This window comes from Acinetobacter calcoaceticus ANC 3811 (genome assembly GCF_000399665.1).
Classification (GTDB): Bacteria; Pseudomonadota; Gammaproteobacteria; order Pseudomonadales; family Moraxellaceae; genus Acinetobacter; species Acinetobacter calcoaceticus_B.
In genome coordinates this window covers 660,195-685,579 of record NZ_KB976986.1, presented here as the reverse complement: position 1 = coordinate 685,579, position 25,385 = coordinate 660,195, and the positions used below count along the sequence as shown (strand labels likewise).

The following is a 25,385-nucleotide window of genomic DNA, read 5'->3' as shown; positions in this document are numbered from 1 at the left end:
TGTTAATGTAGCTTATAAGAATATCGTTAATATGCTTGGAAAAGCCTTATGAGCAAGACAACTCAAGAAAATCCAGCAGTCGAGAATTCTGCTCAGGAAAAAGTGTCAAATACATCAAAGCCGGCTTCTAACACGGCTAAGCGTAACAGCACAACTCCTAAAGCAGCAACTAATACTCCAAAAACGACACGTACTCGTTCAACGACTGCACCTGCACGTAGCCCTCGTAATAAGAGCGCTGCTACAGCAACCCCATCTACATCTTCTAATAATGTAGCTGCAGCACCAAAAGCAACAAAAACCAAAACTTCTGTTCAACAGGATAAAACCATGAGCCAAAACACTGTTCGCCGCGTTGCAATTATTGGTGGCAACCGCATTCCATTTGCACGTTCAAATACTGCTTATTTTAAAGCATCGAATTCTGACATGCTGACAGCAGCATTAAACGGTTTGGTTGAGCGCTTTAATTTACAAGGTAAGCGTATTGGTGAAGTCGTTGCGGGTGCTGTTTTAAAACATAGCCGTGACTTCAACATGACTCGTGAAGTTGTATTAAGTACAGATCTTGCTCCTGAAACTCCTGCTTATGACATTCAAATTGCTTGTGGTACAGGTTTACAAGCTGCTTTTGTTGTTGCAAACAAAATTGCACTTGGTCAAATCGATGTAGGTATTGCAGGTGGTGTAGATACAACTTCTGACGCCCCGATCGCTGTAGGTGATGGCTTACGTAAAGTTTTACTTGAGCTCAATGTTGCTAAGACTGGTAAAGACCGTCTTAAAGCTTTAACAAAAATTGATTTTAAAAAGCTACTTGATGCGCCAAGTAATGGCGAACCACGTACTGGCCTTTCAATGGGTGAGCACCAAGCAATCACTGCATTAGAATGGGGTATTACTCGCGAAGCTCAAGACGAGTTAGCTGCAAGCAGCCATCAAAAACTTGCTGCTGCTTATGAGCGTGGTTTCTTTGATGACTTAATCACTCCATTCTTAGGCCTTAACCGTGACAACAACTTACGTGCAGACAGTACAGTTGAAAAACTTGCTAAATTAAAGCCAGTTTTCGGTAAAGGCGAAGCTGCAACAATGACAGCAGGTAACTCAACTCCATTGACTGACGGTGCATCTGTTGTATTGCTTGCTTCTGAAGAATGGGCAAAAGAAAACGGTCATGAAGTTTTAGCTTATCTTTCTTTCTCAGAAACAGCTGCTGTTGACTTCATTGGTAAAAATGGCCCTAAAGAAGGCTTATTGATGGCTCCTGCTTATGCAGTACCTCGTATGCTTAAGCGCGCTAATCTTAAACTTCAAGATTTTGATTTCTACGAAATTCATGAAGCATTTGCATCTCAAGTATTGTCTACATTGAAAGCTTGGGAAGACGAAAAATTCTGTAAAGAACGTATTGGTTTAGACGCGCCTTTAGGTTCGATTGACCGCTCTAAACTGAACGTAAATGGTTCATCTTTAGGTGCAGGTCATCCATTTGCTGCTACTGGTGGCCGTATCTTGGCAACTGCTGCTAAATTGATTAATCAAAAAGGTTCAGGCCGTGCATTAATCTCTATCTGTACAGCAGGTGGTGAAGGTGTGGTTGCGATTGTAGAAAAATAATTTCTATATCGACCTAAAAAATAAGCACCCATTTGGGTGCTTATTTCATTTCGGCATCTAAAATTTTAATGAAGTGATGCAGCTTTTGCATCTGGGAAAAATTTGTCTTCGATATGGTCATAACACCATTGGAAAATGAAGGTATAGACCAAAATACATAAGGTTAAACCAATATCTAAAATAAGTGCATCAATGACACTCATCTGAAGCATATATGCAATCATCGGTACTGTTGCAATCAGCAAACCACCTTCAAAACCAACCGCATGTAAAATCCGCACAGGGATCGTTCTTTCCCAATTATATTTATGCTCTACTTTTTCAAAATAGTGGTTAAAAATCATATTCCAGAAAACTGAAACGACAGCCATAAACACACCGAGTGTTCCGGTTACATCCATTGGCATATCAAAAATAAAACTTAATGCAATCGCAATGATGACCAATAAAATTCCTTCATAACTGATTGCATGAATGAGCCTTCTCTTGGAAATCAACATTTTTAAATACTCAATAATAACTTGGATAATGTGCATTTTATTTTTATAATATTGATTAATCCAATCAGGTTCTTTCAGTTTTTTTGACAGATGAATATTAATCAAGAACAACTACTCATGTTTCAGGCCGTGATTGAAACCGGCTCTTTTTCAGCAGCAGCACGTAAACTTGGAAAAGTTCCTTCGGCTGTAAGCATGTCTATTGCCAACTTAGAAATTGATCTGGATTTAATCTTATTTGACCGTAAGGGCCGTGAACCCGTCCCTACTGACGAAGCACGGGTGTTATACGAAAAGACATCTCAACTTTTAATTGAGATGAATCAATGGAAACAACATGCTCACGCGCTAAGTACAGGGTTAGAAGCTAATTTAACCCTTGTGATTGTCTCTGAACTTTTACACACCAATTGGACCGACTACATTTGTCTTTTAGAAAGTCGTTTCCCTGACTTACAAATTAATATTGTGTCTGCCCCTCAAGAAGATGCTCTTCAAATGTTATTAGATGGCTCTGCCCAACTTGCGCTGATGTTTGAACGCGAACACCTAGATAACAGAGAACAATTTGTAGAACTCAAACGTGAGGCATTAATTCCTGTTATTTCAAATGGCCATCCCCTCGCAAACCAAAATCAGGTTTCTTATGAACAAATCCTTACTACACGACAAATTGTAGTTGCAAGTCGAGATGAGACTTTAAAACCTGAATTGCTATTTTCGAAACATTACTGGCGTACAGATAATCATCACTCTGCTTGTTTAATGATTTTACGCAATCTAGGTTGGGGCGTTCTTCCTCAAGAAATGTTTAAAGAAAACCCTGAACTAAAAAATAAGCTTAAAGTATTGGATTTATTAGATTTCACTCCAAGATTTGAATACTACGTCGATTTAGTCTGGAGTCGTGAAAGTGAGCTCGGCGCTGCCGCTAGATTTCTGATTGAATATATCCGTAAACAACGGATGCAACAGACACCTTAAAATTATTTCAATTGAGATGCAGAACCTAAACGTTTTTCTTTGAAATATAACAATTGATATATCGACAGCATGAATAGACTTTGTGCTATAAAGAAAACATAAGATTTATTACTGAAGATGTTGAATATCAATGACTCATACAGCACTTGACCAATTAAAAACATTAACGACCGTTGTTGCCGACAGTAGCGACCTTGATGCAATTCATAAATTCCGTCCATTAGACGCAACGACAAACCCTTCATTGATTACGGCAGCAGCAGAACAACCAGAAAGTAAAGAACTCATTGAAGATGCTTATTATCAAGCCAAAGAAGAAGGCTATCGCAACGATGAGTTAATCGAAAGAACCATTGATATTTTGACTGTAAAATTTGGCGTAGAAATTTTAAAACTCATTGAAGGCCGTGTTTCTACAGAGGTTGATGCTGCACTTTCATATAACACTGAAGCAACCATTCAAAAAGCACATGAACTATGTGAACTTTACAAAGGTTATGGTATTGATCAGTCACGTATTCTCATTAAAATTGCGTCAACTTGGGAAGGTATTCAAGCTGCTAAAGTACTCGAAGCTGAAGGGATTGCTTGTAACCTCACTCTCCTTTTCGGTTTACATCAAGCTCAAGCTTGTGCAGATGCAAAAGTAACTTTAATTTCGCCATTCGTGGGTCGTATTTTAGACTGGTACAAAAAAGCTGAAGGTGTAGATGCTTACCCAATCGAAAAAGACCCAGGTGTGGTTTCAGTTAAAAAAATCTATACCTACTACAAACAGCAAAATATTCCGACTCAAGTGATGGGTGCGAGCTTCCGTAGCATCGATCAAGTTCTTGGACTTGCAGGATGTGATTTGCTAACGATCTCTCCTGGTCTACTTTCCCAGCTTGAGCAAGATACACGTACAGTTGATGCAGCTCTTGATGCGACTAAATCAAAGCAAGCAGATGCTATTGTTAGACCCGCTCAAGATGAACAAACTTTTAAAGATGAACTTAATCATGACTTAATGGCATTTCAACTTTTACAAGGTGGTGTTGATGGCTTTATTAAAGCCCGTGACCAATTAAGTTTCTTATTACGCCAATCTTTTGGAATTGATGCGGAAATTAAACCTTAAAAAACTGCACTTTTCATACAAAATCACCGATTTTTGTTATTATGGCAAAAATCGGTTTTTTATTGGGTTTCTCGTGTTCGGCATAACAGATCTAACAACATATATTATTGGTACATTCCTAATTGTGTTATTGCCAGGGCCCAACTCTCTTTATGTGATGTCAATTGCTTCACGTTACGGCATTAAAACCGGATATATGGGTGCATTAGGTATTTTTACCGGCGATCTCATTTTAATGCTGTGTACCGTACTTGGAGCTGCTTCTTTACTTAAAGCATTTCCATGGGTATTTGTTATTCTTAAATTAACAGGGGCACTTTACCTATCTTATTTAGGCTTTAAACTCTTACAAGGTAGTATTCAACGCTGGAAACAACGTAATCAGCCTCAACCTGAAATGGCTGATTTACCCACTTTAGATAAAATTCACCCTTATAAAACAGCATTAAGTATTAGTTTACTCAACCCTAAAGCGATTTTATTTTTCCTATCTTTCTTTGTTCAATTTGTTGAACCTGACTATGCCTACCCCGCTCTAAGCTTTTTAATTTTAGCGGTTATTTTACAGGTAATTAGTTTTAGCTATTTAACTGCATTAATCTTCTCTGGAATTAAACTTTCAGCATTTTTTAAACAAAACCATAAAATTGCAGCCAGTAGTATTTTTCTAGTAGGAATTCTATTCTTTGGATTCGGTCTAAAACTAGCAACTTCAACGATCTAATCATCTTTACACTATGCGTTTTTACACTATAAAGTTAAAACATGATGAGCTGTTAAAATGCCAACATGCCATCAGTTTTAACTTCATTGAGTACAAAAAATGTTCTTACTTGTCTTACCCCAGGTAAGGCAATAATTTTTTCACTATGGAATCGGTTAAAGGCCGCTAAATCTTTGACTCGAATTTTTAGGAAATAATCGACCTCTCCCGCCACCAGATAGCACTCTAAAACATTTTCCAAATCACCTGATGCTTGTTCAAATGCCTGAAAGCTGTCAGGCGTCGAGCGGTCTAAAACCACACCAATGAGTACTACCGTATCACGCTGTACCATGCTTGGATTAATCCGAGCACGCACATCTAGAATTGCACCAATTTTAAAAAGACGCTGTGTGTGATTCCAACAAGATGAAGTACTGATACCCACAAGTTTGGCCAGCTCCGCATTACTTAAACGTCCATTTTCTTGTAAAGCACGCATAATTTTAAGTTCAAGCGCTGTCAAATTTTCAGCCTGCTCTTCCATAAAACAATATCCCAAATTTTGTGTTAATTATGGAAGAAATAATATCATTATTAGATATAATAAAAATATTATTTCGATTTTAAATAAAAAATAGAAAGCACCTTCTTTAAAAAAATTGTTAGATTTAGCGAGCTGAAAGCAAAGGCAGAAACATATTAATTTTTCAGGGATTTAGAACATTTAGCTATGCAAAAGATTCTTCAAGATTTTTCGATTCCAGCAGTATTTGCGGGCTTTATTACTTTTTTAATAGGTATTAGTGTTTCGGCCATTTTAGTCATTCAGGCTGCACAAGCTTTAGGTGCTTCACCCGAACAAATTACTTCTTGGTTTTGGGCTTTAGGTCTAGGAATTGGCCTATCCGGACTTATCCTTTCTTGGAAATTTAAATATCCTGTAGCAACAGCATGGTCAACCGCAGGCCTTGCTTTAATTATGGCAACCGGCAGTGGCTATAGCTTAAATGAAGCGATTGGTGCTTTTTTAATTGGTGGTTTACTGACTGCTATATTAGGCTTTTCCGGCGTATTTCAAAAAGCGCTTTCATATATTCCGCAAAGCTTAACCAGTGCCATGCTGGCAGGTGTTTTACTCAAATTTGGTATTTCCTTATTCGCCAGTTTGCAAAATGATTGGGAATTCGTTTTATCTTTACTTATCATTTATGTAATTACAAAAAAATTATGGCCGCGTTATAGCATTGTATTTACGGCCCTTGCTGGTATTGCTCTATGTCCTGTTTTTTTAGAGTTTCATATACCTACACTTCAGTGGTCTTTGGCTAAACCCGTTTGGATTAGTCCAGAATTTAGCTGGTCAGCACTTTTAGGATTAGCTCTGCCTCTTTTTGTGATTAGCATGGCTTCGCAATATTTACCCGGAATTGCCATGATCAAAAGTTATGGCTACAAACCAAACGTCAATCAGTTAATTGGCTGGACAGGTTTAACTCAAGTTGTGCTTGCACCTTTTGGCTGTTATAGCGTCAATATTGCTGCGATTAGTGCTGCTGTAAGCTTAGATGATCAAGTCCACCCAGATCCAAGTAAACGCTATATCGCGGGCATGAGCTGTGGCTTTTTCTACATTTTAATGGGTTTGTTTGCGGCAACCCTAACAAGTTTACTGATGTCTTTTCCACATATCTTTATTGTAGCTTTAGCTGGTATTGCATTATTTGGTACGATCAGCCACAACATTGCACTTGCCTTTGGACCAGTTGAAGACCGCGAAGCTGCATTATTTACCTTTTTATGCAGTGCTTCAGGCATTCAATTTTTCGGTATTGGCTCAGCCTTTTGGGGACTCATTGTCGGTCTTATTGTATTTGTAGTACTTAAATTTAAAGTCAAAAAAAGTTAATAAAAAAAGCGTTCATAGCCCCTTTTCCAATGCTATGAACGCTTTTTAGTCTTATTTTTACAGCTCTCTTACTACCACTGATTTTGCCATTTTGTCATGCCAACCTTGTTTTTTAGCATCAAATGCGACCCAAAAAAGACCAATACCAAATACTAAAATTGACGGAATATAGCCAACATATCGAATAATACTCTGCGTGACTGTTAGCTTATTGCCGGTTTTTTCATCTAGAACTTTTAATCGCATCAATCGTTTACCCGGAGTACCTGCAAAATACAGCCAACATAAAACTGAATACAATAAAGGAAATGCATAGTTCACGATCAAATCGAACCAATAATTTTGTGGCTTAGTACTTAAACCTGTGGCAAAGACTAAGTCATAATCCCCCTGATAAAAAATCCATGCCGCAGGAATAACGGCCAAAAAAAGAATAAGAGTATCAATGATCATTGCACCAAATCTTAACCAGAACCCTGCATACTCATACTTATAAGTCATGCTCACCTCGCTTTGTTCTTGTTTAATAGCTAAAAACGCTTTTACAATTATACTTTTATCCTAAATGAAACTTTTTTATTTTTAAACACTTAAATAAATTTAAAATATTCTACTTTTATATTTTATTGTAATAATTTTGATCAAAAAAACGTTATTCCATCAATATTCATCATAAAAACTAATATTTTTAGAACTGAATTTTCCGTTTCAGTTCTATTCAAACAGTTTATAGTAAATTAAAATATGAACTCATATTACATTTATTTCCAAAATAAAATATCTAATTTAAACTCTTTTTTTAATAATAATGCTGCAAATAATAGAGCTAATCCAATAACAATTAAAAAAACACTTAAACTGACCAATCCATAAACAATAGCTACACTGCCTAATATAACTAAAACATAAAATATAATTACACTGAATGTCGGCATTTCAATTTATTCCACTACTTAAAATAAAAGCAATTTATTCTATCGAGTTTATAAACGATTGCTGTTTTCAAATGTTGACTACACTATTAATTTGTATCATCATACAATATTAATGTTATTAAACTTATTTAGTGTTACTTTGCTTTAATAACAAGTGATGTAGTTCACATATTTTTATTTAATTTCAAAGTAATGTTTTTCAGTGACAAGTTTAATTTTTAGATTTTTATATAAGCGTTCTTTTGAGTCCTCAAGTGAAGGGACAACTTTTTCTGCAAATTTATCTTCGGTCATCAGTCTGGCATAGGTTTTATAACCAATAACTAACTTTTCGGGTTCTTTACCTGTTTGGCTAAACTCTTCAATGAGTTTATTGACTTTCTTTGCTGTTAAATCAGCCATCTTCCTCACTCTCCCCTTAATTTATTATTTTGTTATACGTTTTCTATATGACAGAAATATGAACGGTAATTTTTTGTAATTTTCATGTAAAAATTATCGGTTATTTATCAATAATGCTTAACTACCATCAAAATCGACATAAAAATAAACATAAGTATTTGATATAAAATAATTTTATTTAATTTCTCTCTCCTGTAGCCGAATAGATGTTTACCGAGAATGAAATATGTTAATCTTTAATTAATAAATGCTTCATACATATAACAACTGTAAATAAGAGGAATAACATTATGAATTACCAACATATTATTGTACCAGTCGATGGTTCGGAAATTTCTTTAGCGGCAGCAAGACAAGCAGCTCATATTGCCAAGGCATTTGGGAGCAAATTGACCGCTATTAGCTTAGTTGCGGTAGATCCTTTTAGCGGTGTAGATTTTTATTACATCTCACCTGTTGTAAAAGATTATTTTGTTGAAGCACGAGCAAATGCAGAAAAAACACTCGCAACTGTAAAAGCTTTATGTGCCGAAGAAGGTGTTGATGCCGAGACTCAAATCATCCAAGGTGAAATTTCTTCAGATGGCATTTTAAAAGCTGTCGAAGGCTTAGGTTCTGATTTGATTGTGATTGGTTCTCATGGTCGTAAAGGCTTCCAAAAACTTATTTTGGGTAGTTTTGCTCAAGATGTTTTAAACAGCACTAAAATTCAGGTATTGGTTGTAAAAGAATAAACCGTTTTAAATATAAAAAACCCAATCCAAGGATTGGGTTTTTTAATAAAATAGATTGCATCAATTTTACACTCATCAAAAACCCAGCTAGAATAGTTTCTTATTCTTCCAATTTCGCGAGTCACGCCAATGAAGTAAGTCTTGTTTTCTCATCAATTTTTCTTTTTTTTGATGTGCAAAATAGACTATTTTTTGTGATTTAACGTCTCTGCTTAAAACTACTTTTCCTATTTTGTACATCCTGTATTTATGAGGTTTTTTATGACTCAGCAGGCATGTGTAATAGCACAACTCACTTTAGAATTTTCATCTAAAGTCATGTTCCAACAACTAAATTTTAGCCTTGAATCGAATCAAGTCTCTGCTTTAATTGGCCGTAATGGTCAAGGCAAATCTTTGCTTATGCAAATGTTAAATCAGACGCTTAAATCAGATTCAATTCTTACATCTGGGGAAATATTTTGGCATGTAAAGCATGCATATTTACCTCAGTTACATCGTTTGACAGCACTGACTATTGCTGACGCATTAGATATCTTAGATCTTTATCTCGCTTTTAAAAGAGTTGAACAAGGTGTTGCCAACTTCGATGATTATGATTTGTTAGAAGGCAAATGGGACCTCCCCACCTTATGGAATAATTTATTGGAGTCCGCGGGTTTACCCACAGATCTAGACTTTCCAGTGAAAAACCTAAGCGAAGGTCAAAAAACTAAATTGGCATTGAGCTGCTTATTTTTAAAATCAGATCATTATTTACTACTTGATGAACCTAGTAATCATCTAGATCAGGAATCTAGAAAATGGTTAATTGATCATTTGAGGAAACACCCAACAGGTGCGCTTATCATTAGTCATGATCGTAGTTTATTGAATGAAGTAGACCATATTTATCATTTGAATGAACATGGTTTACATCACACAACGGGAAACTATGAAAAATTTTATGACCAATATCAAACTCATGTTGCAGCTTTAGAGCAATCTGTTCAACAAAGCCAACGCGACGTTAAACACATGAAGCAAAAGCAGCATGAAGTATTAATGAAAGCTCAAAAACGTGAACGTGCTGGAAATAAATTACGCGAATCAAATTCTCAAGCCAAAATTCTGCTTGATTTTAAAAAGGAACAAGCAGGCCAAAGTATTGCTGCCATACAGTCTCAACACCAACGACAGATTTCGAACAGTCAGAATGATTTAACAGACAAAAAAATGCGTCTTGAAACCGTCAAGTCACAACAGTTTGTCTTCCCTACTTTTCACAAGAAATCTGGAGAAATTCTTCGAATTAAAGGGCTTAAACTGAAATATGGAACGCAAAGATCCATAGATTTAGCGGTACAGGCAGCCGAAAAAATTCACATAACTGGCCAAAATGGTATTGGTAAATCCACACTACTCAAAGCAATTCATGCTCAAAACAAACAGTCATGTGACAGCATTCACTTATTTGTAGAGTGCTTTTATCTGGACCAAAACTTTAGCTTTTTATGTGATGAAATGACGGTGATTGAAAATCTAACCCACATGAATAGTGAGCTTTCAGAACTAGAATGGCGAAATCTATTAGGTCAACTTCGAATTCGAGGTGATAAAGGTACACAACTTTTGTCTCAGCTCAGTGGTGGTGAAAAACTCAAAGTAGCCTTATTGGCGCTTAGCCAGAAACATCCTACCCCTGAACTGCTGTTATTAGATGAACCAGAAAATCATTTAGATATTGAATCTAGAGAACTATTAGCTACCGCTATTCAAAGCTATGAAGGCGCTGTATTGCTCATTTCACATGATCAAACTTTTGTTGAAAGTTGTGCTATTCATGAGTCCTTTGCTTTAGCCGATTAATCATTATTGATGTCTTTTTCTTCAAATTTACTAGTTCTCTTTTGAGAGCTAGTAAATTCTATCCATCATTATTTTTTTACTTTATTTAATATTTCGATGTCTAAATTATATTTCACAGTTTTATTTTTACGAGCACTATTACGCATTTGATAAACCTGAACAATATAATCACCCTCAACTGGTAAAGTAAGTTCTCCTTTAGATCCTACAGTTGAACCAATTAATAATGCATTATCTTTACCTGGCTTTTTACCTGGTGCAAAAATATTAACATAGGCTAAATTACCAAGACTATTAATATTAAATTTTAATATTTGTCCATTCTTTGCATAAAATCTATATCTCACATCATCATAACCCTGAAATTTTCCAGTTAATGTAGTATGAGTGGAACCCTGTAAAAAATTAACTTTTTGCTCAACATTTTTAGCTAAAACTGTGAATGATGCAGTTGAAATTAGTGTAGATAATAATAAAGTTTTAATGATTTTTTTCAATTTCCTATCCTCAAAATTTATTTAAGATTATTATATTAAAATAAATTTTATAAAATTTTACTTTATGTATGATTTTGATAAGTAGTAATGGTTTTTTATAACCAGTAACAAATAAAGTATCTCAAAGATTTAAATATTATCTAACTTTGAGATACCCTTTTTAAAAAATATTAGAATCGATAACCTACCCCTAAATAGGTAATCAGTGGGTCAATATCAACTTTTGTTGTGGCATGTATTAAGCGAGTTCCCGTATTCTGATTGACAACATCAATTTGGGCATTATTGCTTAACTTTGCATAAGACACAGAAGCGACCGTATACCATGAATCATTAAAATCATAAGTAAAACCAGCGGTAAAAATAGGCGCTATCGCATCATCTGCATCAACATTAACGACCATTTTTCCGCTTGATTCTTTTCGGTCTAAAGCTGCTCCAGCTTTGCCATCCAACACGTTTTGGATCATATGGCCTGCGGACACTAAATCAGAACGAATTCCACCATTGAGTTTAATATCATTAAAATGGGCATACATTAAACCTGCCCCAATATAGGGTCTAAACTTATTTACCCCACTTTTACCAAACTGATATTGTGCTTCTATGGTTGGCGTCCATGCGCGAATAGATGCAGCTTTAGATTTATTGCCTAAGTTAGTAATCGGGATTGCTTGACCTAAGGTAATTCCATTTGGAAAAAGATACTTCACCAAATCATTAGGAGACATTGCGACTCCACTTAACGGCGCTAAGATTTCGCCTTTCCCTTTAATATCAACTTTAGGTGGAATTCCGCCAATAAATTGTAAAGACACATGATCATTTAGATAATAATTGAAGGTTAATCCCAGCGTATCTGCATCATCGACCTCAAGGCCTGCATCATTTTGTTGCCAGTTTTCTATTCCTTGAACCGTCGCAATACCGGAAACTTCAGATTTAATATTTCCGTTCTCATCAAGCATAATCTCTCGCATATACTCATCTTTTAACGCTAGCTCTAGAAACTCCTTTTGATTAAAAACTTCTCCTCCTAAGTCTACTTCAGTGGCATTAGGATCAACCGAATTTAAAAAGCTTGTTGTTGAAATAGTACCGACTTTAGTAGCAGTTCCATTTTTAACAGCGGTATTAATATTAAATGGATTAGCTTTACCCTGTGGCATTACATGTAGCCAACCAGCAGAGACAGAGAATCTTTTAAATTCCTGAGCATAACTAATGCTTGTGATTACAGATAATGAACTTAATATTGCTATTTTTATTACTATTTTTTTCATTTTTATTCCATCCTAGAAATATATTGCTGATTTTGCAATATAGATATGGAATATAGCTAAGTTGCCGTTTTTATCAATCAGTATAATTTTTAAACAAAATTAATTTAGATAAATCTATCAATTTATCTCATTAATTACATGAAATAGTTATCTAATTTTTCTGACGAACGGCAAAAATAAAACTAACAATAATTTAACGATTGGTAAAATAATTTAAAGGTAAAATAGTCTAATTTTAATATTCGCCAGCTTTGATCGCTGAATGACATTTGATGTGAGATTTTTGACACATATTTCGAGATTATTACAATCTATATCAATTAAGTTTACGCAATAAAAAATACGACTGAATGTCGGATGTTTGTCTTTTCCTATCAATAGCACATATGCTTTGTTGTTGAGAAATGAATAGACTTAATTACTTTTCACGAATAGCAACACCTTCAACTATTTTAGAAACAATAGTTGATATAATTGAATCTTCAGTATTCTTTTTATGAATAATAATAATTTCACGATAAAGATCTGGTTGTTTTAGATCAATAATATTAATATTTTTTTCTTTCAATTTACTCATTCCAATATCTGGAATTAAAGCTACACCTAATTTTTTTTCTACCATTCTAATAATTGCTTCAATTTCATCAACTTCAATAATGTCATTTGTTTTAATTTGATTCCTATTTAAGTAGTTTGCAACAACTTTCCCACCAAATGAGGAGTAGTCATAACGTATAAATGGATTATTTTTCAAAATTTCAACAGGGTGTTTTTCGTGAATATCAATTGGGGTAATAAGAAGAATAGGCTCTTTTTTTAAGGTGTAATAACAATAGTCATCGGAAATTTCAAAATTAGGTTTAATGATAATTGCTAGATCTATCTCATTTTTCCCAAGCTGATGGAACAAATTGAATGACACTCCAGGTATAAGCTTAATTTTTGCTTTAGGAAAATATTTGAATAGTTCTTCAAGTATTTCTGGCAAAATATTGGATTGGATCGAAGCAATTGCCCCTATTCTAATCTCACCCGTAAAATCTGCCATACATTCGGGTTGTTTCATTTTATCAACGAGTTCAAAAAGTTGTTCAGCTAATGCAAGTACGCGTAAACCCTCACTATTAAATTGAACAGTTTTTCCATTTCTTTCAAAGAGCTTAATCCCCAAATAAGATTCTAAAGATTTGATTTGTGCGCTGACAGCTGCTTGAGTAAGCCCCACATTGTTACCTGTAGCACTAAATGAACCATATTTTTTAATTGCTATCAGGGTTTTGAGCTCATGAAACATACTATCTGCATTCCATTAAATGATAAAACCAATCCTTGTAGAAATTATACACTTCTTAAATTTATATAGATAAGTATCTCTTAGTGCGATACTTATCTTTGGTTTTAATTTTCAGTTACAGTATTAAAAGACTCTAACCGTTTCGTTTTCCACTTTGCTACAACAAGTGGTGCAATAGCATTTCCAAGAACATTTAATGTTGTAGTACCACTTTCAATAATTCTAAAAATACCAGCAATTAACGCAACACCCTCTAGCGGTAAACCAGCTGTAGCTAAAGTTGCAGATAAAATTAGAATTGCAAAACCTGGAACTCCCGCTGCCCCTTTAGATGTTAAGACCATAGTCACAACCAATAATGCTTGTTGAGAGATAGTCAAATCTATTCCATATAATTGAGCGACAAAAATTGTAGCCACACCTAGGAAAATTGATGCTCCATCTAAATTAAATGCATATCCCATAGGTACTACAAAACTTACAATACGGCGTGGAACACCATACTTTTCGAGTTTCTGCATTAATTGCGGCATGACAGCAGCAGACGCACCAGTTGAGAAAGCTAGAATGAGTTCATCTTTAAAATATTTAATAAGGTGAAATAAGTTTTCTCTTATATACAAACACACAGTACCTAGAACAAAAATAGCAAATAACGCTAAAGCTAGATAAACGACTCCAATTAATTTCAGTAATGGCAATAAAGAACTGAAGCCAAAAGTCGCAACTGTCGCTCCGATCATACCAAACACACCAATCGGTGCATAAGCCATGACTAAACTTACAAGCTTAAACAATGCATCAGATATTCCCTGTAAAACTGTTATTACAGGTTTACTTTTTTCTTCAGGAATTTTGTTTAATGCTAAACCAAAAAGAATCGCAAAAAATAGAATTGATAGTAGTTTGCCTTCATATAGGGCTACCACAATATTTTCCGGCACGATATTTTTTATAATCTGTAGAGCGCCTTTGTTCGTGTCAGTATGTAGTACTACAGCTGAGTGTGCCATCCCAGATATATCTGTTCCAACCCCAGGTTGAAAAAAATTGGCTAATAATAAACCCCAAACAATCGCAAGGCTTGTTATTGTAAAGAAATAAAGGAGAGAACCTGCACCCATTTTTCCAAAAGACTTATTATCACCTCCTCCTGCGATGCCTAAGATCATGCAACACAATACAATAGGTACAACGACCATTTTCATCATATTAATAAAAATATCGCCTAACGGTTTTAATATTTCAGTGCTTACCCAAACTTGATGAGTTGGATTTACATTAAAATACCATCCGACTAAAATACCTAAAAGAAGACCAATTAATATTTGCCATACCAAAGAAATACTTTTCATAAATCATCCTTGTTTCTTCATGTCCTCAAAAAAGGGATACAAATAATATTCGTATCCCTTATTACTTTATTTCGCAAAAAGCTGAGTCATATCTTTAAATGCTTTAAATTCAAGGGCATTACCACACGGATCAAATAAAAACATAGTTCCTTGTTCGCCAACTTTACCTTTGAAACGTACATAGGGTTCAATCACAAACTTTGTACCTAAAGACTTTAATCTTTCAGCTAAAGTTTCCCAATCTTCCCAACTTAGAATGATTCCGAAATGCGGAGCAGGCACATCATGACCATCCACAGAATTAGAAACTACTTTTTCTTGATAATCCATTTTAGGATGTTCATGAATAACTAACTGATGTCCAAAGAAATTAAAATCAACCCAGTGATCACTAGATCTTCCTTCTTCTAAGCCAAAGACTTCACCATAAAAATTTCTTGCAGCGGGCAAATCATAAACAGGGATAGCTAAATGGAATGGTGCTAAACTCATAGGAACCTCTATTAAATTGACTTTTGACTTAAATAAAAATTTAAAATAGAAAGGTTTTTCGAGTTAAAATCTAAAATTTAGATTCTTTCTTTACTCGTATAATCCTTTATACCTAATAGGAATTCAAGATAATAAGAATCTGTTTGACCTTATTTTCTTATATCCTTTAAACAAATTCATGCTATATAAAAAAAAGTATGCATAGAAACAAAAATATTTTTTTAAATTAACAAATTATTCCTATACACAACTCAAACCATTGAAATAAAACAAATTTAATTAAATAAAAATGATTATCAAAATCATGTATGCATATAATATTTTTTTATCTATCTAATAAAAAAATATTGTTTATTATATTTTTACTTTAAAACTATAATTTAACATTTAATAAACTGCTATGACCTTATATACTTGGCTCTTATTTCTATCTACTATTTCTGCACTATCAGCAATACCAGGCCCCAATATGGTATTCGTATTAAACACAAGACTAAGCCAAAATTTAAAAGAAACATTAATTTCAGCTTCAGGGTGTTTACTTGGAGTATTAATGTCAATTACAGTATGTTGTATTACTCTTTTATTTTTAAGTAATTTACAAACCATCTTTATTAAATTAGTTAATTTATTTGGAATTATTTACTTATTTATAATGGGCATAAAACACTTAAAATATAAATCAAAACAAATAAACCATGACAACTCATCCGAATATAAAACACGTGAAAATTTCTTTATTAATGGTTTTTTTATAGCTATTAGCAATCCTAAAACATTACTTTTTATTATTTCATTTTTCCCTCAATTTATTAACCCTAATTCATCTATCCTCTCTCAGTATTCAATACTGATTTTTACTTTTGTTGTTTGCGAATTTTCTTGGATGCTAATCTATATTTGGGGTGGTGAAAAGATTAAAGTATTAATAAAAAAACCAAAATTCTTTTATTTATTTAACAAAATTATTGGTACTTTTTTTATTTTATTTTCAATATCACTAATATCTCTATCGTTAACATGATTAAAATATTTACTGTATTGGTTCTTTGAAAATGCCAATACAGTAAAATTAAAGCTAGACTAAGGTCCTTTATTCACTTTAAGTCCTTGGCCTATAACATAAAATTGTCCACCAGCAATATAATGTAAAGTTTTCAGTTCTATCGGTACGTCATCAAATTGCCAGTGACCATCTTTAAAGACACGGTCATCAGCCCAAGCACTAACCACCTCTCCAATGAAAAGATCATGAGCTTCTTGATTGTGTGGCTCTGGAATTAGTTTACAGAGTAGCCAAGCTACACAACCTTCGACTAAAGGAGTTTGAGAACCATCTTGGTAAAATAGCTTTACACCAAATTCATTCAATTTATTTGGGTGGTCTTTTAGACTTTCACTTCCAACATCTACAACCATTTGAGCCTGTCGTGCAACAGGAACTTGTAATGCAAACCATCCACTTTGTTCAACTAAAAAACGTGTAAATGCCATTTTATCTAAAACCACAGTGACTTTTGCTGGAGAAAACTCCAACGCACAAGCCCATGAAGCAGCCATCACATTTTCAGTAGATTGATGTTTTGCAGAGACCAACACAGTTGGTCCATGATTCAATAAACGATAGGCTTTTTCTAAAGGTACAGATTGAATTGCCATATTATGCTCAATATTTAAATATCAACTGTTTTCCACTCAGAGTCATCTTTAAGTGGAGGTAAATAGGATAGACGGCTCATATTTTGTTGCCACAGATTATTAGGAATACGATAACGATCAGCTTTATGAGGATCTATTGCTAAAACAATTTCGCTCTCGCGCCCATTCGCAATTAATGTTGCAAGATCGGGATTCATCATCACTGCTTTTCCAACCGCAATAAATTCAGCCCATTTAGTTTCGTATGCATCTAAAATCTGATCTGCACTAAATAAACTTCCGATACCAATTAATGGAAGCTTGCCTGCAATTCTCTCATGTAAAAGTTGCATACGAGTTAAGTTTGTATCTGCTCCCCTACGTGCTTTTTTATAAAAATCCCAAAGAGATACATGCAAATACTGAATCGGTTTATCTACTAATGCATCAATTAGGGCAAATGTATCTGCCATTGTTAAGCCTTGCTCTCCTGGTTCTTCTGGTGAAAACCGATAACCAATTATGAAATCATTTAACCCATGTTTCATTTTGACAGCATGTATAGCATCTACAATCGACAATGAAAAACGCATACGTTTTTCAATACTGCCACCCCACTCATCCGTGCGATGGTTTGATTGTGCTGAGTTAAATTGCTGAATTAAAAAACCATTAGCACCATGAATCTCAACACCATCGAAACCCGCTTGAATAGCTAAATCAGCAGCATTTGCAAATGCTTGGATTAAATTATTGATTTCAGAATGTGTGAGTTCACGTGATCCAGATTGAAGATCTTCAGATGGTGCAACCATTTCTGCACCATTCAACAATTCATTCATGATGAGCTTACCTCCATGATGAATTTGTAAAATTGCTTTTGCACCTTGAGATTTAATCAAATTAGCAACTGCTTTCAAGCTAGGTAAGTCTTTATCACTAATAGCCTCAGGCTGACCTACAAATGCTTTACCCTCAGGTGAAACTAAAGTCGCGGCACTAATGAATAAGCCAAAGTTTTCTGCACGTCCTTGAATAAAAGCACGCTCTTCTTGGCTCAAACTACCGTCATCATTAGAAGCAAAATGTGTCATTGGAGCAACGACTAATCTATTTTTAATCGTTACCCCATTATTTAAAGTATAGGGTTGGAATAAGGGAGAGTATTTAGGATTCATCATTTTCATCTTCAATTTAAAAAATCTTTGAACTTAATCTTTGCTTTAAAAGCATTAAACAGAAACGTAAAACTTTACGAGGAGACTTGATTGAGCGCATCTGTAATTGGAATGTCACCATCAGCCATCGTAATTACCTGACCGATCGTATTGGGAGCACTTAAAATACTTGCAAGTGTTTCTACGACATTATCAATACTGTTACTAAGAGGCTCTGAGACATTAATCTTGATTCGGCCACTACCTAAATTTTCTTGCAATGCACCTGGTTGTAGGATAGTAAAATCCAAAGTACTTTGATGAACTAACCAATGATCTGCGAAAAATTTTGCAATGTTATAATCAGTGATATTCTGTAAGAATGACTCACCCCAGCGTTCAGGTTGTAGTGCAAAAACTGAGCTCAACATTATAAATCGACGAATACCCACAGCTTTCGCGGCTTGCATCACTTTCACTGCACCAAAAGCATCAACTTGAAGAAGATTTTTTCCTCTAGAGCCTGCAGTGAAGTAAATTACATCTATATTTACAGATTCAAAACGTTGAATGATTTTTTGCAAATCAGCTAGTAAATCCAATTCAAAAAAGTGGATAGAAGGATTCGTAAAACTCAATGAATCTTTGCGAGCTCCCGCAAAAACTGAATGCCCCATTTCTGCCAATGTATTTACCAAATGAGAACCCACTCTTCCATTTGCACCAACAACAAGAATATTCATAATTACACCTTCATAACAATTACGATTAAATGAAGTAATTAGCGTCAAATCCTAAACAATAAGCATCGCTTTTCCATCCCACATCTTGTACAAGTAGGAAAAGCGAAAGAAAGATTTTGCTAGAGAATTTAGCCTACTAATTCAGGATTTAGTGGTTTGGATACGTGTAGAAAATCTTGTTAACTACAGTCCACTTACCTTCGACCTTCAGCAGATGAAAAAAGTCGGTGAAAGAGATGCCTGACATATCATTGGCGTCGATGCGAGCGCTGGCCGCCGTACCAACTATCTCTATGCGGGCTATAGCGGCCTGTGCATCAGGAGATGGATGGAAATTTTTGTCGATACCTTCGAACAGAATTGGAATCGCACCGCCAGCCAGCTTATCATCAGCACCCACGCTGTACATCGTCGCATATTGGTTGAACGCGGGCTTCATGATGCTGCTCTTGGCCTGCTTGCAACCCTCAATATACTTATTCAGCACCTCGGTGATGGCTTGGTATTCTTGCACGTACGTAGGTTTACTCACGGTTTTACCACTGTTAACTTGTTGGCCGCGTGGCAGATCTTCTGCTTGAGCAGTCGTACCCAAGCCAATAATGATTGCCGCGAAAAATAAAGTCTTGATAAAATTTATTTTCATTTAGTTGCTCTTAATAAGAGTTAGAATTACTCATTGATGTGTAGCTGCAGAAACACAGCAAACATTGTGAGAAACCTCGCTGATGTAGCTAGGCAATCCAGTGAACGACGTGTTTTCAGTCATGAATTACCACAGCTCAGCCATGAGCTGTAGGTTCCCTGCCTTTAAGATTACTTACTCAGATTAGCCTTGAGCTCTTGTGACGCTTGTGCCATCGCACTGCGGGATGCTGGCAGATGGCTGAATACATTCAACAGTCCAAAATCGTGAATCATGCCGTTGTAACGTACTGTATTCACTTGCACTCCTGCAGCGTCGAGTTTGCGGCCATAAGCTTCAGCTTCATCGCGCAGGATATCGAATTCAGCGGTCAGGATCAGCGTCGGCGGCAAGCCCTTGAGTTGTTCAGTCGTAGCCTGCAACGGTGAAGCGTAGATCTGCTTGCGTGCCTTGGCATCGCTCGTGTAATTGTCCCAGAACCATACCATCAAGTCCTTCGTCAGGAAGTAGCCGTTGGCAAACTGCTTGTACGACGGCGTGTCGAAATTTGCATCCGTCACCGGACTCAGCAATACTTGCGAACGCAGTGCAGGCGTGCCCTTCTCATTCGCCATCAAGGTAACCACAGCGGCTATGTTGCCGCCCGCACTATTACCAGCTACGGCAAGGCGCTTGCCATCGATGTTGATCTCTTTACCATGTTCGGCCACCCATTTGGTCGCGGCATAAGCTTGCTCGATGGCAACACCAAATCCCGCCTCAGGTGACAGGGAGTAATTGACGAAGACCGCCACTGCACCCGAACCAACCACAAGGTCACGCACCAACCGTTCGTGGGTTGGAAAATCGCCCAGTACCCAGCCGCCACCATGGAAGTACATGAACGCAGGTAGGGTCTTCTGTTTGCTGCCTACTGGACGCACGATGGTTAGCTTCAAGTCGCTGCCATTGACGTGGATCGTCTTCTCACTGACTTCAGCCGCAGGCAAGGCCACTTTGGGGCCAGCTTGAGCGCCCACCAACACTGCACGGGCCTCGGCTGGCGTCATGGTCTCAAGCGGCTTGCCGCCTTCAAGTGATTGCAAGAATTTTGCCGTGTTGTGTTCAACGCCGGGCAGACTGGTTGCAAAAGTATTACTACCCGACAGGGTCGCAACCGAAAGGGCCAAAGCAGAGGTGAGAGTTTTCATGATATTTCCTTTGTAGTGAGTGCACGCGTCAAGGCTGCTCCCAAGATGTTTTTGTCCGAAGTGCGGTAGCCGAAGTAGGAAGGCAGCATTTTTCAGACAAGTAAGCTGGTCGTCCGGCTGCAAAGAAAGGCGCAAGACATCGTGGGAAAAGCCTAATCAGCCACGTGTGTTCAAGGCGCTACGTGAGTGTGATAGATCTTACTGACCACAGTCCACTTGCCATCGACTTTCAGCAGATTGAAAAAATCTGTAAAGCAAAAGCCCGAGACGTCGTTGGTGTCGATGCGCGCGCTAGCAGCCGTGCCTACGATGTCGACTCTGACAATCACTCCTTGAGCTTCAGCAGATGGATGGAATGCGCTGTCGATGCCATCGAACAATTTTTGAATCGGGCCGCCAGTCAGCTTGCCGCCATCAACACCGAAGATCGTAGCTTGCTCATTGAAAGCAGGCTTCATGATGCTGCTCTTAGCCTGTTTGCAACCTTCGTTGTACTTGTTCAGTACCTCAACGATGGCTTGATAATCTTGTACGTACGTAGGTTTGTTCATGCTTTACTCCTGATTATTAATTCGAGTCGTTATAAAAAGCTGGTCGCTTTGTCCAGCATAGATTAGTTGCCCTTTAGCTTATCCAGCTAATGTAGGCCAATCGGTGTAACCCTTTGCGCCGTTGCCGTAATAGGTTTCACGTGGTGCAATAGCGAGTTCAGCTCCCTCTTTCAAACGACGTACTAAATCTGGATTTGCAATAAATGGACGACCAAAAGCCACAGCATCGACCTTGCCTTCAGTGCGACGGGTCATGGCCAGTTCTAGGTCGTAATTGTTATTGCCTATGTATGGTCCTTTGAAAAGCGCGCGTAAAGCATCGAGATCTACGTTCTCAGGGACGACGCGTGAAGTAGCTGTCGCTCCCTCGACAAAATGCATGTATGCGAGTTGAAAGCGATTCAGTTGCTCAATCAAGTAACCATATGTCTGCATGACTTGACTATCTAATGGCGTGTTACCTGCATCTGGTGTCACTGGAGAAAGGCGAATACCTACGCGATCATGGCCCCAGACTTCGACCACGGCTGCAGTTACTTCCAACGTGAGTCGGCAGCGATTTTCGATGGAACCGCCATATTCGTCACTACGATGATTGGTCGAATCGCGGAGGAACTGATCCAGCAAGTAGCTATTAGCAGAATGTACTTCAACACCGTCAAAGCCAGCACGTTTTGCGCATGAGGCGGCGTGTCGATATTGTTCGATGATGCCAGGAATTTCGGATGTCTCGAGTGCTCGTGGCATAGAGACATCCATCATTCCATTTTCAGTATAGGTTTGGCCTTCTGCTCGAATCGCCGAAGGTGCTACTGGTGCTGCGCCATCTGGCTGCAGATCCACATGAGAGAAGCGACCCACGTGCCACAATTGGCAAACAATAAGGCCACCAACTGCATGTACTGCATCTGTGACTAATTTCCAGCCTGCTACTTGCTCTTCAGTCCAGATACCCGGCGTCAATGCATATCCCCGCGCCTGAGCGGAAATATTAGTCGCTTCACTAATAATCAGACCAGCACTGGCACGTTGCGCATAGTAGCGAGCATGCAATTCATTTGGTACACCATCTAGTCCCATACGACTACGAGTTAACGGGGCCATGACGATTCGGTTAGCAAGGGATAACGCACCTATTTTGAGTGGTGAAAAAAGATCCGTCGATGAGCGATTAAGCTTCATTGTGACTCCTATTGATAACTGATTTGCGTGATGTAATTAATTGATGTAAGCATTATGAAGATAGGAGATAATGACGTAAATAATCATAAGTGAAGATACAGTATGAACAAAAAAGTCATAATGCAGAGTCCAACTCGTGCTGAAGGTGTAGAAGATTTACTCTCTTCACCACCAGTGCATCTTCCAGGTCTTTTAACCTTCGAGGCTGCAGCCAGACATTTGAACTTCGCTCGCGCTGCTGCAGAAATCGGCGTCACGCCAACTGCGGTATCACGCACTATCAAAAGTGTGGAAACGCAACTGAATGTTCGGCTATTCAACCGCACTACACGCAGTGTAAGTTTGACCGAGGCTGGTACGTCATTGAACGCAGCATTAGCACCAGCGCTTGCTCTGATTAGAGACTCCTTGTCACAAGTCTTGCTGGCGACCGATCAGCCATCTGGTACAGTTCGCCTCAATTCTTCGTATGTCGCATACCGTATCTTTATTGAACCGCATCTGGCTTCTTTCTTTGAAAAATTCCCGCTGATTAATATCGAGGTCTCACTGGATAATCAACTGAGTGATATCGTCAACGCTGGTTTCGATATTGGCATACGCATGGGTAAGAGGGTGCAAAACGACATGGTCGCTGTGCAGTTGGGAACAAGACAAAAAAGAATTGTAGTGGCTGCCCCTGATTACTTCCGCAAGCGAAGTGAGCCCAAGACTCTTGAGGACCTGTTAAAACACAACTGCATTCGACAGCGCTATTCCGTAGGTGGCAGATTCTTTGAATGGAAATTCGAAGATCAAGGTCAAATGGTACAAATCGATGTTCAAGGGCGCTTTATTTTTGACGAAATGAGATCTACTCTTGATGCAGCAATACAAGGCCAAGGTATCGGTTTCGTCTTCGAAGATTTTGCTAAGCAAGAGTTAGCAAGCGGCATACTGCAGCAGATACTGAAGCAGCACAGTGGATTAGATGACGCTTTTCATCTCTACTATCCGCATCGCAAACACATGCCAGGAAAACTACGTGCGTTTGTTGATTTCATACGTGATGCTAATAAAGCTGAAACGTCTTGATTTAATAGCCCTAAGCATATATCGAAAGGCATTTAACGCAACGCAATAATAAAAAGTTATCGTCTTTCAAAAGAAAACTCCTAAAACAGGAGTTTTCTTTTTTGTTTGCTTTGAACAATATTGATATAAATAATCTAGTTTTATTTAACACGTTCGATCTTAAAAACTTCAATGTCGGTAGGCTTAACTCGATGTGTATCTACCTCTCCTACTACACGCACTTTATCGCCAGCTTTCAGTTGTAGAGGCTTCCACAAGTCATCATCAACATCAATTACAATCGAACCCGTAGCATCTTTAAACTCAAAATGATCACCAGCAATATGCTTTACGATCGTACCCGTCAAAGTTACTCCAGATTCATCAGCCAAAGTTTTTGCTTTAGAAACTGTGACTACATTTTTTGTCGCTTCTTTTATTAATGTAGCATCGGGTTTAGCCAATACCGCATTACTACCCAATAAAGTAAATCCAGTGAGTGCTATTAAGAATATTTTTTTCATTACGATGACCTACTTTTAATGTTCTTAGTTATATAAACAAATTCTTTTAAAGTTATAGATTTAGCTTTTGTGGTTTTTTGTATCTTATAAGAGAGTTTCTTTAATCATGTCATCTAGAAACACCAAAAAATTTCTTTAAGTTCTCTTTTCCAACAGCCATTTTATAGCCTTTAGTTTTGTCATAAATTTACTTAAGAAAGTGTGTTTCTTAAGTAAATTAAACTCAGCATTAAAATATCACTTAATTGTTAAGCAACAAGTTGTCCTAAATTCAATAAAAGATTTATGGCTTCTGTCTCATCCTCTGTTTGCCCAACAATCATTCTGTCATATGAAATTCCACCAATCTCAATATAAATTTTTGGATGAGGAAGCTGAGGGATATAAACTTTGAGCGGTTGATAAAGAGCAAGAAGATAACCAAATGAATCATAAGGATAATGATCATTTTTTAATGTCTTCTTTATCACCATGTAAGTGTTCAAAATATCTAGAATAAAACCATATTCATTTTCAGAATGAAATTTAGCGTCCATACTTACCTCCTTGATTAATTAATATTTTTATAATCAAATTTAAAGGTTAAATTTCTGATCTGGTGGCACTTGAATCAATTTTCTTCAAATATAGAGTTATATTTAAAATGATTCAGGTTGCATTTAAATATATTTAAAACCTAGCATATTAGTCAACATATTTTGAACAGCTCCATTAAAAATAAATATTGTGAGTTACAAATCACATTTTAAGATAAAAATAAAAAGATATAAAAAAACCCATCTTACGATGGGCTTCAAAATTCATCTGGATTATGAATCTTTGTCCATTGAGTGAGGGGTGGTCGTTTTATCTTGCTGCTTTGTGTCATTTTCACCTTGGCAAGCGCTCACACTTAAAGAAATAATGGCAGCTAGACCCAAGGTAGCCATAATTTTTGTCATATTTCACCTCATGAATTATTCAGATAGTGAGTTAATAAATACTTTTTATTAGTTTTACGATCAGCATAAGTTTCTAGGCTTTTT

General features: G+C 36.8%; 29 protein-coding genes and 1 pseudogene. 9 read left to right on the top strand and 21 right to left on the bottom strand.

Going from position 1 to position 25,385, the window contains the following annotated elements; genetic code table 11:
• Positions 1–48: 48 nt before the first annotated feature.
• The gene (locus tag F935_RS04500; protein ID WP_016137817.1) at positions 49–1,620 is read left to right on the top strand and encodes an acetyl-CoA C-acetyltransferase; all 1,572 of its coding nucleotides are present in this window, start codon (positions 49–51) and stop codon (positions 1,618–1,620) included.
• 65 nt (positions 1,621–1,685) lie between these two features.
• Here the strand turns inward: F935_RS04500 and aceI are convergent, their stop codons facing one another.
• Entirely contained in the window at positions 1,686–2,120 is a 435-nt protein-coding gene (gene aceI / locus F935_RS04495) for a chlorhexidine efflux PACE transporter AceI (RefSeq protein ID WP_016137816.1), read from the bottom strand.
• Between the two features lie 90 nt (positions 2,121–2,210).
• On the opposite strand from aceI, the gene F935_RS04490 reads away from it, so the two are divergent.
• The 3 genes from F935_RS04490 to leuE all read left to right on the top strand — a co-directional run bounded on the left by F935_RS04490 (position 2,211) and on the right by leuE (position 4,948).
• Positions 2,211–3,104, top strand: a complete 894-nt coding sequence (locus F935_RS04490) for an HTH-type transcriptional regulator AceR (protein WP_016137815.1) — start codon at positions 2,211–2,213, stop codon at positions 3,102–3,104.
• 130 nt (positions 3,105–3,234) lie between these two features.
• On the top strand, positions 3,235–4,224 hold the full coding sequence (gene tal / locus F935_RS04485) for a transaldolase (protein WP_016137814.1): 990 nt from the start codon (positions 3,235–3,237) through the stop codon (positions 4,222–4,224).
• A gap of 73 nt (positions 4,225–4,297) precedes the next feature.
• Positions 4,298–4,948, top strand: coding sequence for a leucine efflux protein LeuE (gene leuE / locus F935_RS04480; protein ID WP_035366451.1), 651 nt, complete (start codon positions 4,298–4,300; stop codon positions 4,946–4,948).
• A gap of 52 nt (positions 4,949–5,000) precedes the next feature.
• Here the strand turns inward: leuE and F935_RS04475 are convergent, their stop codons facing one another.
• Positions 5,001–5,474, bottom strand: coding sequence for an Lrp/AsnC family transcriptional regulator (locus F935_RS04475; protein WP_016137812.1), 474 nt, complete (start codon positions 5,472–5,474; stop codon positions 5,001–5,003).
• A 186-nt stretch (positions 5,475–5,660) separates the two neighbouring features.
• On the opposite strand from F935_RS04475, the gene F935_RS04470 reads away from it, so the two are divergent.
• Positions 5,661–6,836 (top strand): benzoate/H(+) symporter BenE family transporter, encoded by a 1,176-nt coding sequence (locus F935_RS04470; RefSeq protein WP_016137811.1) that lies wholly within the window; start codon positions 5,661–5,663, stop codon positions 6,834–6,836.
• Between the two features lie 57 nt (positions 6,837–6,893).
• Here F935_RS04470 and F935_RS04465 read toward each other — a convergent pair whose 3' ends face one another.
• From F935_RS04465 to F935_RS04455, 3 genes are all read right to left on the bottom strand, one after another.
• Positions 6,894–7,337 (bottom strand): RDD family protein, encoded by a 444-nt coding sequence (locus F935_RS04465; protein WP_005306468.1) that lies wholly within the window; start codon positions 7,335–7,337, stop codon positions 6,894–6,896.
• A 260-nt stretch (positions 7,338–7,597) separates the two neighbouring features.
• Positions 7,598–7,771 (bottom strand): hypothetical protein, encoded by a 174-nt coding sequence (locus tag F935_RS18210; protein ID WP_016137810.1) that lies wholly within the window; start codon positions 7,769–7,771, stop codon positions 7,598–7,600.
• 174 nt (positions 7,772–7,945) lie between these two features.
• A complete protein-coding gene (locus F935_RS04455) occupies positions 7,946–8,173 on the bottom strand; it encodes a hypothetical protein (protein ID WP_016137809.1) in 228 nt (75 codons plus the stop codon).
• Between the two features lie 290 nt (positions 8,174–8,463).
• On the opposite strand from F935_RS04455, the gene F935_RS04450 reads away from it, so the two are divergent.
• Together F935_RS04450 and F935_RS04445 are read left to right on the top strand one after the other, a co-directional pair.
• A complete protein-coding gene (locus F935_RS04450) occupies positions 8,464–8,907 on the top strand; it encodes a universal stress protein (protein ID WP_016137808.1) in 444 nt (147 codons plus the stop codon).
• A 261-nt stretch (positions 8,908–9,168) separates the two neighbouring features.
• A complete protein-coding gene (locus F935_RS04445; protein ID WP_016137807.1) occupies positions 9,169–10,755 on the top strand; it encodes an ATP-binding cassette domain-containing protein in 1,587 nt (528 codons plus the stop codon).
• Between the two features lie 68 nt (positions 10,756–10,823).
• Here F935_RS04445 and F935_RS04440 read toward each other — a convergent pair whose 3' ends face one another.
• From F935_RS04440 to F935_RS04420, 6 genes and pseudogenes are all read right to left on the bottom strand, one after another.
• Positions 10,824–11,252: a hypothetical protein gene (locus F935_RS04440; protein ID WP_016137806.1), complete on the bottom strand. Its 429-nt coding sequence runs from the start codon at positions 11,250–11,252 to the stop codon at positions 10,824–10,826.
• A 10-nt stretch (positions 11,253–11,262) separates the two neighbouring features.
• Positions 11,263–11,373, bottom strand: a pseudogene (locus F935_RS19190) (hypothetical protein); the annotation flags it as partial.
• 49 nt (positions 11,374–11,422) lie between these two features.
• Positions 11,423–12,535, bottom strand: a complete 1,113-nt coding sequence (locus F935_RS04435) for an OmpW/AlkL family protein (RefSeq protein ID WP_016137805.1) — start codon at positions 12,533–12,535, stop codon at positions 11,423–11,425.
• 418 nt (positions 12,536–12,953) lie between these two features.
• Positions 12,954–13,829 (bottom strand): LysR family transcriptional regulator, encoded by an 876-nt coding sequence (locus F935_RS04430; RefSeq protein ID WP_016137804.1) that lies wholly within the window; start codon positions 13,827–13,829, stop codon positions 12,954–12,956.
• A 104-nt stretch (positions 13,830–13,933) separates the two neighbouring features.
• A complete protein-coding gene (locus F935_RS04425; protein ID WP_016137803.1) occupies positions 13,934–15,184 on the bottom strand; it encodes a cation:dicarboxylate symporter family transporter in 1,251 nt (416 codons plus the stop codon).
• Positions 15,185–15,250: 66 nt separating this feature from the next.
• Positions 15,251–15,676, bottom strand: coding sequence for a VOC family protein (locus F935_RS04420; RefSeq protein WP_003650523.1), 426 nt, complete (start codon positions 15,674–15,676; stop codon positions 15,251–15,253).
• 400 nt (positions 15,677–16,076) lie between these two features.
• Between F935_RS04420 and F935_RS04415 the strand changes: the two genes are divergently transcribed.
• Complete coding sequence (locus F935_RS04415; RefSeq protein WP_035366044.1) at positions 16,077–16,700, top strand: LysE family translocator; 624 nt, start codon at positions 16,077–16,079, stop codon at positions 16,698–16,700.
• A 59-nt stretch (positions 16,701–16,759) separates the two neighbouring features.
• Here the strand turns inward: F935_RS04415 and F935_RS04410 are convergent, their stop codons facing one another.
• The 7 genes from F935_RS04410 to F935_RS04380 form a co-directional block, all read right to left on the bottom strand.
• Positions 16,760–17,335, bottom strand: coding sequence for a flavin reductase family protein (locus F935_RS04410; RefSeq protein ID WP_016137801.1), 576 nt, complete (start codon positions 17,333–17,335; stop codon positions 16,760–16,762).
• 14 nt (positions 17,336–17,349) lie between these two features.
• Positions 17,350–18,495: an NADH-dependent flavin oxidoreductase gene (locus F935_RS04405; RefSeq protein ID WP_016137800.1), complete on the bottom strand. Its 1,146-nt coding sequence runs from the start codon at positions 18,493–18,495 to the stop codon at positions 17,350–17,352.
• A gap of 71 nt (positions 18,496–18,566) precedes the next feature.
• Positions 18,567–19,214, bottom strand: coding sequence for an SDR family oxidoreductase (locus F935_RS04400; RefSeq protein ID WP_016137799.1), 648 nt, complete (start codon positions 19,212–19,214; stop codon positions 18,567–18,569).
• A 148-nt stretch (positions 19,215–19,362) separates the two neighbouring features.
• The gene (locus tag F935_RS04395; protein ID WP_016137798.1) at positions 19,363–19,860 is read right to left on the bottom strand and encodes a nuclear transport factor 2 family protein; all 498 of its coding nucleotides are present in this window, start codon (positions 19,858–19,860) and stop codon (positions 19,363–19,365) included.
• Between the two features lie 170 nt (positions 19,861–20,030).
• On the bottom strand, positions 20,031–21,050 hold the full coding sequence (locus F935_RS04390; RefSeq protein ID WP_016137797.1) for an alpha/beta hydrolase: 1,020 nt from the start codon (positions 21,048–21,050) through the stop codon (positions 20,031–20,033).
• A gap of 170 nt (positions 21,051–21,220) precedes the next feature.
• A complete protein-coding gene (locus F935_RS04385; protein ID WP_016137796.1) occupies positions 21,221–21,601 on the bottom strand; it encodes a nuclear transport factor 2 family protein in 381 nt (126 codons plus the stop codon).
• A gap of 78 nt (positions 21,602–21,679) precedes the next feature.
• Positions 21,680–22,783 (bottom strand): alkene reductase, encoded by a 1,104-nt coding sequence (locus F935_RS04380; RefSeq protein WP_016137795.1) that lies wholly within the window; start codon positions 22,781–22,783, stop codon positions 21,680–21,682.
• Positions 22,784–22,885: 102 nt separating this feature from the next.
• On the opposite strand from F935_RS04380, the gene F935_RS04375 reads away from it, so the two are divergent.
• The gene (locus F935_RS04375) at positions 22,886–23,857 is read left to right on the top strand and encodes a LysR family transcriptional regulator (protein WP_051110039.1); all 972 of its coding nucleotides are present in this window, start codon (positions 22,886–22,888) and stop codon (positions 23,855–23,857) included.
• A gap of 140 nt (positions 23,858–23,997) precedes the next feature.
• Here F935_RS04375 and F935_RS04370 read toward each other — a convergent pair whose 3' ends face one another.
• The 3 genes from F935_RS04370 to F935_RS18205 all read right to left on the bottom strand — a co-directional run bounded on the left by F935_RS04370 (position 23,998) and on the right by F935_RS18205 (position 25,301).
• Positions 23,998–24,360: a NirD/YgiW/YdeI family stress tolerance protein gene (locus F935_RS04370; protein ID WP_016137793.1), complete on the bottom strand. Its 363-nt coding sequence runs from the start codon at positions 24,358–24,360 to the stop codon at positions 23,998–24,000.
• A gap of 248 nt (positions 24,361–24,608) precedes the next feature.
• Positions 24,609–24,896, bottom strand: coding sequence for a hypothetical protein (locus F935_RS04365; protein WP_016137792.1), 288 nt, complete (start codon positions 24,894–24,896; stop codon positions 24,609–24,611).
• A 273-nt stretch (positions 24,897–25,169) separates the two neighbouring features.
• Positions 25,170–25,301: a hypothetical protein gene (locus F935_RS18205; protein WP_004643213.1), complete on the bottom strand. Its 132-nt coding sequence runs from the start codon at positions 25,299–25,301 to the stop codon at positions 25,170–25,172.
• Positions 25,302–25,385: the final 84 nt, after the last annotated feature.